Annotated in this window: 11 protein-coding genes, 1 tRNA gene and 3 pseudogenes; 11 read left to right on the plus strand and 4 right to left on the minus strand. The window is 32.3% G+C overall.

Features of this window, described 5'->3' with window-relative positions; translation table 11 throughout:
• Positions 1-2,269: 2,269 nt before the first annotated feature.
• A pseudogene (locus ACFIJJ_RS07130) lies at positions 2,270-2,643 on the plus strand (integrase); the annotation flags it as partial.
• Positions 2,644-3,497: 854 nt separating this feature from the next.
• Here ACFIJJ_RS07130 and ACFIJJ_RS07135 read toward each other — a convergent pair.
• Complete coding sequence (locus tag ACFIJJ_RS07135) at positions 3,498-4,160, minus strand: lysozyme (RefSeq protein ID WP_375623773.1); 663 nt, start codon at positions 4,158-4,160, stop codon at positions 3,498-3,500.
• 1,052 nt (positions 4,161-5,212) lie between these two features.
• On the opposite strand from ACFIJJ_RS07135, the pseudogene ACFIJJ_RS07140 reads away from it, so the two are divergent.
• Positions 5,213-5,416, plus strand: a pseudogene (locus ACFIJJ_RS07140) (helix-turn-helix transcriptional regulator).
• Between the two features lie 99 nt (positions 5,417-5,515).
• Here ACFIJJ_RS07140 and ACFIJJ_RS07145 read toward each other — a convergent pair.
• Positions 5,516-5,591: transfer RNA gene (locus ACFIJJ_RS07145), tRNA-Thr, on the minus strand.
• Between the two features lie 461 nt (positions 5,592-6,052).
• Between ACFIJJ_RS07145 and ACFIJJ_RS07150 the strand changes: the two genes are divergently transcribed.
• The 6 genes from ACFIJJ_RS07150 to ACFIJJ_RS07175 all read left to right on the plus strand — a co-directional run bounded on the left by ACFIJJ_RS07150 (position 6,053) and on the right by ACFIJJ_RS07175 (position 11,437).
• Entirely contained in the window at positions 6,053-6,256 is a 204-nt protein-coding gene (locus ACFIJJ_RS07150) for a SlyX family protein (RefSeq protein ID WP_375646468.1), read from the plus strand.
• Positions 6,257-7,257: 1,001 nt separating this feature from the next.
• Positions 7,258-8,685, plus strand: a complete 1,428-nt coding sequence (locus ACFIJJ_RS07155; RefSeq protein ID WP_375646474.1) for an amino acid permease — start codon at positions 7,258-7,260, stop codon at positions 8,683-8,685.
• 40 nt (positions 8,686-8,725) lie between these two features.
• Positions 8,726-9,406: an energy-coupling factor ABC transporter ATP-binding protein gene (locus tag ACFIJJ_RS07160; protein WP_273790432.1), complete on the plus strand. Its 681-nt coding sequence runs from the start codon at positions 8,726-8,728 to the stop codon at positions 9,404-9,406.
• Positions 9,403-10,059, plus strand: coding sequence for an energy-coupling factor transporter transmembrane component T family protein (locus ACFIJJ_RS07165; RefSeq protein ID WP_375646469.1), 657 nt, complete (start codon positions 9,403-9,405; stop codon positions 10,057-10,059). Before ACFIJJ_RS07160 ends, ACFIJJ_RS07165 begins: the two co-directional genes overlap by 4 nt.
• Complete coding sequence (locus ACFIJJ_RS07170; protein ID WP_375646470.1) at positions 10,056-10,613, plus strand: biotin transporter BioY; 558 nt, start codon at positions 10,056-10,058, stop codon at positions 10,611-10,613. Before ACFIJJ_RS07165 ends, ACFIJJ_RS07170 begins: the two co-directional genes overlap by 4 nt.
• Positions 10,614-10,870: 257 nt before the next feature.
• Positions 10,871-11,437, plus strand: a complete 567-nt coding sequence (locus ACFIJJ_RS07175; protein ID WP_375646472.1) for a biotin transporter BioY — start codon at positions 10,871-10,873, stop codon at positions 11,435-11,437.
• Between the two features lie 21 nt (positions 11,438-11,458).
• Here the strand turns inward: ACFIJJ_RS07175 and ACFIJJ_RS07180 are convergent.
• Positions 11,459-11,638, minus strand: a pseudogene (locus tag ACFIJJ_RS07180) (single-stranded DNA-binding protein); the annotation flags it as partial.
• Positions 11,639-11,999: 361 nt separating this feature from the next.
• Here ACFIJJ_RS07180 and ACFIJJ_RS07185 point away from each other — a divergent pair.
• From ACFIJJ_RS07185 to ACFIJJ_RS07195, 3 genes are all read left to right on the plus strand, one after another.
• Positions 12,000-12,137: a hypothetical protein gene (locus ACFIJJ_RS07185; RefSeq protein ID WP_375623763.1), complete on the plus strand. Its 138-nt coding sequence runs from the start codon at positions 12,000-12,002 to the stop codon at positions 12,135-12,137.
• 25 nt (positions 12,138-12,162) lie between these two features.
• Entirely contained in the window at positions 12,163-12,342 is a 180-nt protein-coding gene (locus ACFIJJ_RS07190) for a hypothetical protein (protein WP_273790436.1), read from the plus strand.
• A gap of 325 nt (positions 12,343-12,667) precedes the next feature.
• Positions 12,668-13,525 (plus strand): hypothetical protein, encoded by an 858-nt coding sequence (locus ACFIJJ_RS07195; RefSeq protein ID WP_375646473.1) that lies wholly within the window; start codon positions 12,668-12,670, stop codon positions 13,523-13,525.
• Here the strand turns inward: ACFIJJ_RS07195 and ACFIJJ_RS07200 are convergent.
• Positions 13,509-14,048 carry a hypothetical protein gene (locus ACFIJJ_RS07200; RefSeq protein WP_375623759.1) on the minus strand — a complete coding sequence of 180 codons (540 nt, stop codon included), beginning with the start codon at positions 14,046-14,048 and terminating at the stop codon, positions 13,509-13,511. The genes ACFIJJ_RS07195 and ACFIJJ_RS07200 overlap by 17 nt on opposite strands.
• Positions 14,049-15,146: the final 1,098 nt, after the last annotated feature.

The following is a 15,146-nucleotide window of genomic DNA, read 5'->3' on the forward strand; positions in this document are numbered from 1 at the left end:
TATTGTAATATTTAATTATAATAAAATCGGATTAATATAAATAATGTTTCTATAATCTATATATTATTTATATTAATTTTATTGAATAATATATTATATGGATATGATATTGTTTTTATGGAGTACGTTTTTAAGCAATGAAAAAATATCCGTACTATCTTTAAAAAAAGCTGGTTTACTGAGAGCAAAACTGCGTGAATTAATGTGCTTTTCTTTCTTATTTTCTTGCATCCTCAATGATTTATGATGTTTTTGAACTGGTGAGCATATTAGGAAGCAGTTGAATATTTTTTATATAGTATGTCATTTCTAACACTATTTATACGTTCTCGATTGATTTCATAACTTGTTAAATGTCCAGCTCGTTTTTATTGCAGATGGGGACGTTTGGTGTTCCTAATGATACAAAATGGCATAGAATGTTTTGTTCCATAAGCGATTTAACAATTGCATCTCCAAGCTTCTCCTTTGATACTATGCTCTTCACAGACAACAAAAGATTGGTGAGATTGCATAACTCTAGCACTGATCTATTATCTCAAAGTTGAATTGTTGGCACACTTGTAAGCGTTGGAATAACTTCATGTTTTTTGAAGCTCTTCAGCAACATCAAGACAAATTTGAACAGTTTCTTCAGTAGCAAGTAAGATAACATCTTTTCCTTTTTTAAACAGAAGTTTTACTGATATTAATTTTTAAAGTATTTTTATGAATATTTATAACAGCGCGCTTTCCTAAATCTATATAAACGGGGACAAGATTACTCAGAGTAGAAAGGATTACAGTTTCTATTTGATTGAATTATTACTCATAAGTAATTGGATAGTATTTACTTTATCGCTGAGTAAAAAAGAAAAGTTTTTCTCTCTTTAAAGAGAGGATGGATTGTCATTTCGCCAATAGGAATAGTTTGCGAGCAATTTGTTTTATGCAAGATAACTTAACATTGCAGTTACTTTTTATCACTTGAAGCTGTGAAAAGAAAGCTAAGATAGATGAAAGAATGTAAAAAATGATGGATACATTTTAAGATAAAAAATTATAATTTTGTTAATTCCACGCCAGTTGCTGCTGATATTGGTGACAAAAGAAATTTGATCAAAAAAATATCAAAATTATTTGAGGACATTCCTCATGGCATGTAGAGTAAACCTTTTTGTTGGTATGGGTGAGATTTTCTTTGAGCAGAAATTGATTCTATCCCCTGAAATCAGCAATAATCTCTCAGGTTATGTCGTAAACTTTTTAAGGATGTTACAACACCACTATCGTCCTTTTATGAAAAATGTTAGCATTTCAGATAAGCAGTTGTGAGGAGTTTCAACGTTTAATACAGCAAGCTCCAGAAACTCTCACGGATTTAGAATGGGCTTCAAGATTTTTATATTTACAGCGATTAAGTTTTTGAAAGAAGGTAAATCGTACGATGAGAGTTGAAATCCATCGTAGCGTGGGGGCTTAAGCCCTTTCAATTTGAAGGCGTGCTAAAACTTATTTTCCTCTGTTTAGCAGGTGTTAGCATTGAACATTTAAACTGGTCTATTTTTATTGTGCGTTATGATCGTCTAAAAATTTTGTTCTATCTTTTACCACTTTAATTATGGTTTTGAGGGTTATTAAAGAAAGGATTTTTATAAGCGGGAGGATTATCAGCCGATGTCTAAGCTGTTTGCATAAATAAAGGGGAGTTTTTTGTCTTTAAACAATATGCTAGAAATTCAAAAAACTTTAGTTAACTTCATAAAAGAGGTTACACCATCTTATACAGATTGCTCTGCAAATAACACAATTGCTGGTAAGGAATGGGGCATCACCAATTTTGATTTCTAAAAAAGAAACAATACGTATTAAATAGTCTTTAACTTTACAGACTTTTAAAGAATCCTTTCAGAACCTTTTGAAAAAAGTGAATTGATAGAAGATTTTCTATCAAAATATAGCAACTTTTCTAACAAGTTACGAATAAATCTAAAAATATATATTAAATATAAAAACAGTGCGATATGCAGGCTGTCTGGGCTTTAGAAATAAGAATCAAAGCGTATAAAGATGCATAAAGGTGAGATTGAGACATATCATTTTTATGATTCAATAAAAAAAATTAAAGAAAAAATTCTATATCAAAAATTTAAGGTAGTTTAAAAGGTGGACGAGCAATGCATGGAAGGATGAGCGAGAAGATGAATTAGGTGAGGGCGATTTATGGATTATCAGTATCTTTGTAAAAGTACCTTCTTAAGATAAATATTGTGATAAAGTAAGACAGTGGTTGAATGTTCAAAAAGATAATACGCGCTCTTAATTTTTCCGTTATACACATCACAATAAACGCCGTGAAAGGCACGGTTCTGTTACAAACTTTCTCTAAAAGCAGCATATGAGTTTGCAAGATATTAGAGTGATGTTTTAAAAGAAGGTAATGGTCCCATTTTATTTCAGGAACAAGTTATCTTAAAACAGCAAAGCAATATTTTTCAAGAAACTGCAAAAGCGACTTTTGAAAGCAAAAAAGCAGAGTTAAAAAATGAAGGTAAAAACGGTTTCTGGTTTTCTCTACTGGAGTTGCATGTTATTTCCCACATAGGAAATTTACCTATAGAAAAATTAACAGCCCAGATCATTCATAATGTGTTCCCGCCACTTTAGCATGAAAAAGCAGATATAGTGCGAAAGTATTTGCCTTATCGTCAACATCATTATTATAATTAGGAAGCTGAAGCAACGTCATTTACAAATCACATAGAGCCTATACCATTATTCATTATATAGTTCCGTAGATTGCTTTTCTTCAAGCATACCAGCTCCTAGATGTTATTTTTGTTGAAAACAGAACCTTTGTGTATGATCAGTTCTTTGAACGACGATAGTAGTGTAATCCATAAAATCCTTTCTCATCCTCTTTTGATAAGATAACAAAGATGCCCTTAGAATACATCAATAGACTTAATCATTTTACACAAATATAACCTGTTGAATCCTTTAGTTTCAACTTAAACGTCCCTTAGTCACTCTAATTAAATCTAATCGACCACCAGAGTGTTTTAATCCTTTAAGTGTTAATCTGAGTGTATCCACCTCTTTCAAATCTTTTCATTGATTGATGTTTCAGAGGAATTATATTTTTATCACTTTATTTTCCGTATATCTCTCCAACCACATAAACGTTCACCTTGTTCGTTATGTTTTAAAATATCTCTTGCCAAATTTGGACTAATGACATTGATATCTTGTCTATTCAAATAAATTGGCAGCCATCCAATACAAGAAGTTCATTCATTCGTCGCGCAGCCAGTTAGAAAGCTTAGTACGCATAGCAGCATCAGTTTTCTTATTAATCTTCATTTTCTACCTTAAGCCGTGTTGTCCTATTTTGAAAGCTTCCTTTGTTTGCTTTTGCTTCTCAACTTGTTTCCCAAGAAAAAAGGCTTTCACTAAAGCTATAAGAAAAGCTGCTATGGTCACTGATGTCATTGTTAGATATTTTTTTATCCATAAGATCATAGGCGGTGTTCTTGAAAGCGTTTAGCAATGTATACCATAGCTGTACAAGCAGCTAAAACCATAATGCCTGCTAAAACCCATTGAACAGGACCATTTCCTGAAAAAAGCCCTCCAAGCCCTGAAAAAGAACCTATGATTGGTGCAAGAGCTTCTACTTTGCAAATACCTGTTACACCTTCTGATTCTACTACATGATAATTTGGAGCAACATGAGATCCTTTCGCCCATAATCCTGCTTCGGCTGCTCGGCGATTGACAAGACCTTGGATACGTTTTCCTCCTACTCTTGTCCATTTTTGTAATTCAGTTGGTACCACTTCATATGCACCTTTATTGAGCTTTTTTAAAAGTGTAGAATTGCAAAAGGCTGTTATTCCTACGTTATAGCAAAATGATACTAATGCCGCGAATTGTTCATTGTTTAAAGGAACGGTAACGGCTTTTTCAACAACGAGTTCACACTCTCTCAAATCCTGACAAAGGATTTTTTCAGCTTCTTTTTCCGTAATTTGCATGTCTTTGTGGACGCTTGGAGCACCAGCAGCATTTGTATGTCCATAACCAATTGTCCATAGACCACCAGAATATTCATAAGCCGATAAACGTAAGCCTTCCAATTGCTTAATCAATGCAAGCCCTTCTTTTGATATTTTTCGCATTATTCTTACCTATAAAAAAACCTACACAAAGCAGGATATGAATCGAAAACTTACATCTACTCATTTTTAAGAACAGAACAGCGAAAGGGCATAATAAATTCAAAGTCTCCATAGTGAGTTATGTTAAAATCCATATCGTTTTTTGAACAAATATTATGCTAAACACCATTCATTTTGCAGCAATTGATCTCCATCTCAAGATAATAACTTTATAATAGATCCATTTATAATCAGATAGATTTTACTCATAAATTCTTACAGTTGATCCAGAATGATTTAGAAGAACTTTACTTAAAAAACTTCAATAATCCTGATGAAAAAAAGCATTTTTTAACAAAAAAATAAGAGATATAATAAGTAATGAAATAATAGGTATTGATTTTAAAGTAATTGCATAACCCATAAATTACACCATAGAATTATTTTTATAAAAACAAAAAAACATTACAGTTGAATATTATAGATCTACAAATTATCTTAGAATCAACACGATATACACGTAACGTATTATACATATTTAATAAAAAAATCTATAGTGAATTTAACTATTATTTATTTTTTCCTCTAATTGCTTAATTTTCTTAAAAAATATCTTTATGAAGGATTTTAAATAAAATGTTATATAAAACATAATCGATATTTTCTCCCTCTCTAGTAGTCTGTTTCCAACTAAAACAATATAGTAGTGGAGCATATTCAATATATGGACCAATGATATTGGATAGTGTTGTAAAGAATATTGTATTGTAATAAACTTGAACGATGATTTCGGTTTCATATATTTTTTCCATATGAATAACGCTTTCGTCTTTTTCATATGAAGCGTTTTATGGGGCATTTGAGGCCAATGGTATCATCTTTGTCTAGTGATGTATTGGCTACGTTTCCAGAAGCGTCTTAAACAAATCAATCAAGCTATTGAAATCTTTTTAGAGGCAATAATACAAGAGATACAAAAGATTTTAACAAAAAGCCGCTTGAAGATATGGGAGGTTCTCTCCTCCTAGCATCTCCGCCCATTTACATAACATAAAAAAGAGAAAGGTAATGAGATGATATTTGATGATGGCGATAGATATGTAACAACCCGTGAATGTGTACAGCTTTTTAGTGTATCCACAACAACGATTCGCCATTAGATGCTTCAAGGTGTATTTCCAAAGCCATGCAAGCTAGGGAGAGCAGTAAGGTGAAGGAAAAAAGAGATTTTAGCACTCACTCCAACGAAAAATAAGGAGCAAATAAGAACAAATTAGATAAAATTATATAAACCGTAGAAGATGGTCTAAAAGGTGGTCTGAAAATTACTGTTTAAATAAAAAGTCTATATATCTTAATGTGTTAAAGATAAAAAATGGTGCCGCATGCCGGATTCGAACCAGCGACCCCATCATTACGAATGATGTGCTCTACCAACTGAGCTAATGCGGCATAGGTTTGTAAGTCAATGAAACAAAACTAATTTGAGGGTAATAGCTAAAAGTACGTATAAAAGCAAGAATGCATTTTTTCAATAATTTATACATATGATAATAATTTGAAGGAGAATTATGTAAAAGTCAGAGGAAAGTATTCTTTGACCTTAATGCTATAAAATGCTTTTCAATTTACGATAGCACTTAAATTAAGAAGCTGGGAATGTAGATCTTTAGGATGAAAAATGGTGTCAAGATAACTTAGTAAAGATAAAAACATTTTCTGTTTCTTGAGAAAGAATTTTTTTGCATAAGTGATTGGGAAAATAAAAATCATCATAAACCTTTTATAAGGTGCAAATAACAAATAAGATGAGTAGAATTATTTGAAAAGTTACTTCTCATTTTTATGGGAAGAAAAAGGGAGGAGGATTAATAAAATTAATCACGTTTTTTTATTAAGAGGGAGTAAAAATCATGTCGGATGAAGATCGGCTGATAGAACTAGAAATGAAGCTAGCTTACCAAGAAAAATTCATTGAAGAACTTTCTCGAGAGGTAACTAATCAATGGAAAAGTTTGGATGAGAGATCTAAAAAAGTTGATATTTTAGCGAGACGATTTTCAGATTTAAAAGAACAGAGTGTTACTAAAGCTGTTATCTTACCATTTTCTCAATAGGGAGAAGGTGCAAAATATTTTTTATCACAATTGCAATTATTTACAGATGAGTTTTTATTTCACGCATTTTGTTAGACTTGTAGAATAATTTTTATAAGCTTCTTCATTAATTTTAATAAGTTTCAATCTTATAAGGAGTGCTGATATTAGAAGACGTTTTTTATATGGGGTTTCTAGTACGAAAATTAAGAAAAGTTTTTGTAGAGTATAAAGAAGCAGCTATAGAAAAATATATGAACTGCAATATTTTAAGTTTTTCTGTACAGAGTTTTCTTATAGGTGGGAGGTAGATTTATTCGCTAATTTTTTTTAAATTGATACAAATGAAGTAATGTTATCGTTATCTATAGAAATCATAAGTGAGCGCCTATATTTATAATAAAGCGTTTTAATTCTTTCTGATGATCAAGTGATTTTCAGTTGTTTTAATAGAGTGAGGGGTTTTAAGCGACATCGATTATATTATAGTACAGAAAGCTCTAGAAGTTTTTTTCAAGATTAAATGTACTCTTCGTTATATGTATATGATATTTTGTGAAAAGGCTTTTGTTTTTCGTAATTTAAGATACAAAATACTATTGCGAAAGCACCAAAGATAGACCATGCAGGTAAATAAGTGAGAGTAATGCAAATTGAGGACAGAAAATCAGGCATTACCTTGCATAGAGATTGATTAAGGTGATAGATATCTGTTTGCAGAAGGTTTGTTAAAATTTTATTAAAGGGGGTTGTTGTCCAATGTGATGTGATTACAGAGTGTGCGTTATCAATGACCAATGCTATAATGGTTAGTGTAACGAAAATGAAGGACATTAATTTAAATAAAGGGTGGAGCATATTTTTTCTTAAAACTTCAACGGGACATACGTATAATGCACAAAAAAATGAGGAGTTGCATTATGATGAGAAAATAAGTTTACGTTTGTTTTGTGTTTTTTGAAAGAGGTGCCTAATTTTTCAATAAAAGTTGAGGTTAAGTTCAACAAAAGTAGTGAGGCATGATGTCTGAAAAAAAGCACGAGGAATTGAAGCGTAGCCTTCAAAATCGCCATATTCAAATGATTGCTTTGGGTGGCGTTATTGGGACGGGACTTTTTTATGGGTCAACCGAGGCAATTCAATTAGCTGGTCCCTCAGTTATTTTATCTTATCTTGTCGGCGGGTTTATTATGTATTTCATTATGCGAATGCTTGGTGAAATGTCAGTAGAAGAACCGTCTTCAGGAGCATTTAGTTTTTTTGCTTATAAATATTGGGGGAGATTAGCTGGTTTCATAACAGGTTGGAATTATTGGTTTCTTTATATTCTTGTGAGCATGGCTGAACTTACAGTGATAGGGTTTTACCTTGATCATTGGATTTTGATTGATCATTGGAAGACATCTTTCATTGTTCTATTATTTGTTACATTTGTTAATTTGTTTAATGTTCGTTTTTATGGAGAATTTGAATTTGTTTGCGCTTTGATCAAAGTGGCTGCTGTTATTGGTATGATTATTTTTGGAATTTTTCTCATTGTCACTGGACTAGGGGAAAATCAAGCGAATATTCATTATCTTTGGGACCATGGCGGTTTTTTCCCTTATGGAGCAGTAGGGGTTGTTTTAGCAACTTCTGTAGTAATGTTTTCTTTTGGAGGAACGGAGCTTATTGGTATTGCTGCTGGAGAAGCATCTAATCCACAAAAAACAATTCCAGCGGCTATTCGTCAAGTTATGTGGAGGATTATAATTTTTTATATTGGTTCTATCAGCGTTATTATGATAATCAGCCCTTGGAATATGATTGGAAAAAATGGTAGTCCTTTTGTCACAATTTTCGAGACTATAGGAATTCCTGCTGCTGGTCATATTTTGAATTTTGTGGTGATTATGGCTGCTATTTCTGTTTACAATAGTGGCATTTATTCTAATGGCCGTATGCTTTATAGTTTAGCTGTACAAAAAAATGCACCACATATTTTTAGTAAACTGAGTGCTGCTCGTGTTCCTTATATTGCTATCCTTTTTTCATCATTATGTACGGCGTTGATTGTCGTTGTTAATGCTCTTGTTCCTGATAATAGTTTCATGCGGATCATGGCTCTTGCAACTGCAGCAGCAGTGATTACGTGGGCTATTATTGTTATTGTTCATTTGAAATTTCGCAATGCATATAAGAACAGAAAGGGTGATTTTACTTATGCGTTTGGTTTATATCCTTACGCTAACTATCTTTGCCTCTGCTTTCTTGCTTTATTATTTTGCATTATGTTTGTCAGTGGTTTTGGGAAAAATGGATTGATGACTCGACTTTTTGATATGATAGGAATAAGCTTGCCTTTTCTTGAAACATATATTCCTGTACAGATGCCTGATATGAGTTTGGCAGTCATTATTATTCCTCTATGGTGCTTGTTATTACTTTTAGGTTATAAACTGAAACGATAGAGAAAGAAGAGCTAATAAAAGGAATTGATTGGAATAAACCTTGGGGATTATAAAATTTGATGAGGTAACACAAGTTTTTGGTGATTTGTGTGTTTTAAGAAATATTACTGTACAGCTTACCGAAAGACGAATTGCTATTATAGGTGCGAATGGCTCTGGAAAAAGTACGTTTGTTCGTCTTATTAATGGGCTCCAATTACCATCTCATGGTTTTGTAAGCGTTGATGGGCTTGATACCAAACGCGATGCAAAAGCAGTAAAGCGTAAAGTTGGATTTGTTTTTCAAAATCCCGATAATCAGATTGTTTTACCATTAGTTGAAGAGGATTTATCCTTTGGTCTCAAAAATTTAAAGCTTAATAAAGATGAAATTAAGGAGCGTGTAGATGAAATTTTACAGCGCTATGAACTTCAAGATTTCAGAAATCACGCTGTCCATTTATTAAGTGGTGGGCAAAAACAACTCGTTGCTATTTCCGGTGTAGTTGCAATGAAACCAGACTACATTATTTTTGATGAGCCGACGACATTACTTGATTTGCGAAATAAGCATCGCGTTACGCAAGTGATAGAAGAATTACCACAAACGGCAATAGTTGTATCGCATGATTTAGAGTTTTTGAAAAAGTTTGATAGAGTGCTGGTTTTTGATAAGGGGGAGATAGCAATTGATGATGTACCTTTTGTTGCTATAAAGGAGTATATAAGAAGAATGTCATGATCGGTTTATATATTCCGAGGGATACATTTATTCATAGGTTAAGGCCTGGAGTTAAGTTATTATTTCTTACGGCGTGTGGAACTTTTATAATAATGGTTTCTTCCATGGCGCTTCTTGGTTTATTTTTGTTGTTTGTCATCTTATTCTATAGAGTCGCCAAGGTCCCTTTCAAAACTGTGATAAAGCAATTTAAATCGATGGGATTGCTTTTAGTTCTTCTATTTGTATTTCAAACTATTTTTAGCGGTTGGCTTACGGGGGTTGAGGTCATATTACGTCTTGTTATCCTCTTTTCTTTATCATCAGTTATTTCATTCACAACAAAAGTGTCAGATATGGTGGATGCAATTGAAGCAGGCCTCCAGCCCTTTCGTTGTTTTGGTATAAATCCATCAAAAGTGAGTATGGTTATCTCTATGGCGATCAGGTTTATTCCTCTTTTGAGTGAAAAGTTTAATGAGGTACATGAAGCACAGCAAGCACGGGGACTTAATACTAACATTGTTGCTCTTGCGATACCTTTAATTATACGGACCATAAGAATGGCGTCAGAAGTGGCTGAAGCATTGGAAGCGCGTTCTTATGATGCTGATACTATTGATACAGCATCTCGTAATAATCAGAGTTTTTATAGTAAAAGAAGAATTAAATGAATACAAAAGATTTAGTTTATATTGCTTTATTTGCCGCTATTTATGCTATTTTGGGCCTTTTCCCTTCTATTTATCTTCCTTTTCTTCTAGGGGTACCTGTTACAGCTCAATCGATGGGACCGATGCTAGCAGGGTCTATACTTGGGGCAAAAAGGGGTGCTTTAGCGTCACTCCTTTTTCTTGTTCTTGTTGCGATTGGATTACCTCTGTTGTCTGGTGGTCGTGGTGGAATCAGTGTCTTTTCAGGGATTGCAAGTGGTTATTTAATAGGTTTTCCATTTGCCGCATTTTTTATTGGTTTAATGGTAGAGTTGTTTTGGCAGCGGTTAAATTTTATAATATTATTTGTGATAAATACTGTCGGTGGCATTGGAATAATTTATTCTTTTGGTGTTCCATGGACAGCGTATATGACCAAAGTTTCTTTACTGAAGGTTTTAATGGCTTCATCAGGTTTTTTGATAGGCGATTGTTTAAAAGCGTTGATTGCATCCTTTATTGCACTCGCGATTAAAAGATCTGTTCCTCTCATTCATTCAAAGCATAATAACTAAAATAAATGCATTATTTTGTTATGCTGTTGTTATATAATATTCGTATATCACTATTATTGAATTTAACTATAGTAATTTATGATATAATTAAACATTGTAGAATCTAATATGATTCATATAAGTAATATTATTAAAATAAATTATTATAATATTTTTCTCTATATCTAAGTCATTTAAAGTATAATTTTATAAATATGATACTTTTTATTAATTATACAACAATAACGAAAGTTTTTCCATAGTGAGGGAATAATTCAGTGAATACAAAAGATTTGGTTTATATTGCTTTATTTGCCGCTATTTACGCTATTTTGAGTCTTTTTCCTCCTCTTTATCTTCCTTTTTTGCTGGGTGTCCCTATTACAGCTCAGTCTATGGCTCCGATGTTAGCAGGCTCTATACTTGGAGCGAAAAGGGGAGCTTTAGCATCACTTCTTTTCCTTGTTCTTATTGCGATTGGGTTACCTCTATTGCCTAATGGTCGTGGTGGAGTTAGTGTTTTTTCAGGAGTTACAAGTGGTTATCTGATTAGTTTTCCATTTGCTGCATTTTTTATTGGTTTTATGGTAGAATTGCTTTGGCAGCGGTTAAATTTTATAATATTATTTATGATAAATATTGTGGGTGGTATTGGGATAGTCTATTCTTTTGGAATACCATGGGTAGCTTATATGACTCAGGTTCCTTTACTGACAGTTTTAATAAGTTCATTAGGTTTTTTGGTTAGTGGATTCTTGAAAGTGCTGATTGCATCCTTTGTAGCGTTGACCATTAAAAAAACCGTTCCTCTCATTCATTCGGAAAAAGGGTCAGTTTTGTACTGAAGAACAAGTTTTTCCCAATGTATGTAGATTAAAAAGCACCACGGAATACCATTTTGTTTTGTCTACTTTTTTATTGGTATTTTTATCTGTATAGCTCTCAAAGGTAGCCATACGAAAGTTGAATATTTCGGCACCCAAATTTATTTTTTTGCTTTCAGGAGCAGCCCCTAAATAGCCAATTAATATCATTTTATTCAACAGGCTTGTAAGTTTTATTCGATTTGCATATTATATGCATAAAGCCTTAGAATAATTTATTATTTTTTTAATATTTTTAGTTAATTAATCACTAATTTTAAAAGTATTAAATTATATTAATTGTACAAAAACATGGATAATTCAGTGTTCATCTAAAACTCTTGATGTATATAATGCCCTTATAAATGTGTTAATATAAGGTATAAAAATAAGATTTGAATGGAATGAAGCTAAAACAAAAAATAATCTTAGAAAGCACCGTGTAAGTTTTGAAATAGTCGCATGTGTTTTTTCGGACCCATTCTCCATAGCTAAACAAGAACGTATTGAAAACGGAGAGTATGGTTAGCAAGCTTTATGGCTCATGGATGGTTTTTTATTATTATTCGTAGCGCATACTGTCTATGACGATAAAGATGGCATAGAGGTAATCCGTATTATTTCAGCACGGCGAGCCAATTTGAAAGAGAGGAAACGTTATAAAGAAGAAAGTTCATTATGAAATTGAGGTAGGTAACTTATCAGCTTTGACAGATGAACAGAGAGTTGAAATTGATAAATTGGCTGTAATGTCAGATAGTGCAATTGATCATAGAGATATTCCGTCACTCAATGATGTGTTCTGGAAAAATGCCGTTCGCAATCCATTCTATAAACCACCCAAAACTGTCACAACAGTGCGTGTGGATTCAGACGTTCCAGCGTGACTTTAAAAGTCAAGGGAAAGGATATCAAATGCGGATTAACGCCATTTTACGTGATACTATGCTTCGTTCAATGCACTGATTTCTCCTCCACTTAAAAGCCGAGAAGGGGGGGCCCATATTCTAAAAATCTAAGCAGCTTTCACTGCAGAGTTCTCTAAAACTCGTATTGCTTTTGCAATTAAAATTTTATAGCTTTAATTTTCAGCTAAACGATTCTAAACGACGGAATATATTTTGGATACACTATCTTCCCATAATCACTAAGATAACTTGGGCAACATCTACCACCTGATAAGACTATAGACATTGTAATTATGTTAACTTTATGAATACCCTTAACTTCCTTTCTTATAAATATAAAATAGATCCAGCCTTAGAATTAGTCAATATAAATGGTGGTGATAAATTTTTAGAGGAAGGAACATACCGTTTTAACCGTGATAATCAATGTGTTACCTTAATAATCGAAAAGTTTTCTGTGAACTCGAAGATCTGCTATTGGATTTATGTTTTAACGGGAGAAAATAGTCCTTATAATCCAGAAGTGATTGATTCTGAAAATGACTTTCAGAATATTCCTAACCCACGTCCTAGAAAATATGTTGAACAGAATAAGCAATATTTTGGAATTTTGATTCCTATAGAGTTTACTCTTTTTTCTTCAAATAAAGAGTTAAACAAATTCTTGCAGCTACACTACAAAAAATCTTTTCCCCCGAAAACGATTGATATCTCACCTGATATTGTTGGTAAGGAAGAGTTCGAAAAAAAATTGCTTTTAATTAAAGAAATAAAACTGAAATATACACAACCAAAACAATTAGATTTTTTTGCAATGCAATCAGAAGACAACTTGCTAAAGATGGCTAAACTTTTGTTGGGTGAATTTCCCACGGATGATTATTCTGAAATGGAACTTGACTTGGGTATCAAATTTAAAGAAAAAAATAATTTAAAGAATTATTTTTTGAATCTTTTAAAAAAATATAAATTAAATCCAGCATTTAAAAACATAAGTTTTGTTGGAAAGACACATAATAATTTTGATATAATCTTTAATACTGAAACTTTTCAACATAAATTTTCTATTAAAACAAGTAAAAATGATAATGGTATGTATAATGAAGGTCATATAAAAGAAAAATTAAAGCATGAAATCGTAAGTTTTACTGTATCTCTTTAATAGAGCACTGTAGCGCGTAAATAGATATATTTATTAAACTGCGTGTACGCAACATAAGAAAGAACACACAGACTAAAAAAAAGTACCAAATTATAATATTTGAATATCCAAGAGCAATATCTAAGTACCAAAGTATGGTATCCAATGAAAAAGAAAACTTGTGCTCCACGTACTTAGAAATGACAGGAAAAGAAACAGTTTCTTTATAACTACTTGGGAAAATTAAAACGACAAGCGCTAAAATTATTAACTTTAGGAGACTGTGCATATACTGTTGTAAATCACATGTTAATCTCTTCCAACCTGTTGTATTGCCGCATTTATATTGTGGGTTGTTTTGCAACTCAGAAGGGATATTAGAATTGCATAAAATTGCAAAAACAGTTGTTACGATCACCAAAGAAATAGACGCGAATGTCAAAATACCCTGAATAAAGTCAAGATTTTTTCTTATTCCTAAAAAACATACAAATATAAAAATTATAACGCCAAACAAGGCTTTTCTCTTCTTATCTGTAAACATATTTATTTCCTGTGAAAAAATTATGATCTCAATTTCTTAAATTATTTTCTGATATAAAAACACAAACTACCTTTTAGTCTTTTTAGCATTTGCTTTTCTTTTAATAGCAATATCTTCTATTGCATCCAGTTGCTTTTAATATTTTAGTTAACCTCGTTTATGATTTATCTATAGTTGATGATAGCTTTAAACACAGAGCTCCATAATAATCCCAAACTCTTGCTTGCATTTTGATACCCAAATCCACCTTTCAAAAAAGCCCACCGCACTGGCAATCAGTTCATAAAGATTAAAGAAAAGCTCTGTTATTTCAAAAATACACGAAAGGGAATCATACCTGCCGCAACATTTTTTGCGCTGATGCTGGCTACTCATGTTTTAAAAAACAAATATTTTGAAATTCACGTATCCTAAAATCCTTAATTTGTATTAATGGATTTATTTACTTTATAAATTTGATACTATAGAGCCATTTTGGCTTCTAGAAATATATTGTACATTAAAAAAACTTTTTAATCACTCTTTAAATGCATATCCAATCCAAAAATGATCAGCATTTTTCACTATTTTGCTATTTTTTAGAAGTCTATTTTAAACTCTCCTATCATTGATTCATGAAGAGTTTTGGCTCGTGAAAGAAGATCTTTTTCAATCTCTTCACAATACTTAGAAAAGTCTGTTGCTCTTGGAATGATTTTTTAGACATGCCTTCTACGTTGCTCTGCAAAATGCGTTTTAAGGACTCTTTCAAAATCAATAAGAAAATACCTTTGAGTTCAGTTTGATAAGCTTGAGAAGAGGCGTCATCGTCCATATATTTTCGCATGTGGAAACTACCACAAGAGAACAAGCGAAAAGTATTAGAGATATCATCATTTGAAGCTTTTACAGAAATAAACCTGTGAAGCCATATGCAAGTCTCAAGTGCATTTTCTTCATTCGGTTTTTGTTTTTAATTTTCCATACGACACACTGCTATTTCAGGTTATTACTTTGTGTTGATTAAGATTTGTAAGGAAAATTGATTGGCAAGCAGTTAAGGCTGAATTTAAAGACTGGGATTATAAAGCCCAAGGGCTGACAGAAGCCGGTGCGGCT

Origin of the sequence: Bartonella sp. TT29SHDZB (assembly GCF_042193395.1) — a bacterium.
Taxonomy (GTDB): domain Bacteria; phylum Pseudomonadota; class Alphaproteobacteria; order Rhizobiales; family Rhizobiaceae; genus Bartonella.

Coding starts and splice junctions, on each gene's coding strand:
- ACFIJJ_RS07135 (WP_375623773.1), bottom strand. CDS start 4,160: ATGCGAAAAATATCAAAAGAAGGGCTTGCATTGATTAAGCAATTGGAA.
- ACFIJJ_RS07200 (WP_375623759.1), bottom strand. CDS start 14,048: ATGTTTACAGATAAGAAGAGAAAAGCCTTGTTTGGCGTTATAATTTTT.
- ACFIJJ_RS07155 (WP_375646474.1), top strand. CDS start 7,258: ATGTCTGAAAAAAAGCACGAGGAATTGAAGCGTAGCCTTCAAAATCGC.
- ACFIJJ_RS07185 (WP_375623763.1), top strand. CDS start 12,000: ATGGATGGTTTTTTATTATTATTCGTAGCGCATACTGTCTATGACGAT.
- ACFIJJ_RS07150 (WP_375646468.1), top strand. CDS start 6,053: ATGTCGGATGAAGATCGGCTGATAGAACTAGAAATGAAGCTAGCTTAC.
- ACFIJJ_RS07170 (WP_375646470.1), top strand. CDS start 10,056: ATGAATACAAAAGATTTAGTTTATATTGCTTTATTTGCCGCTATTTAT.
- ACFIJJ_RS07195 (WP_375646473.1), top strand. CDS start 12,668: ATGAATACCCTTAACTTCCTTTCTTATAAATATAAAATAGATCCAGCC.
- ACFIJJ_RS07165 (WP_375646469.1), top strand. CDS start 9,403: ATGATCGGTTTATATATTCCGAGGGATACATTTATTCATAGGTTAAGG.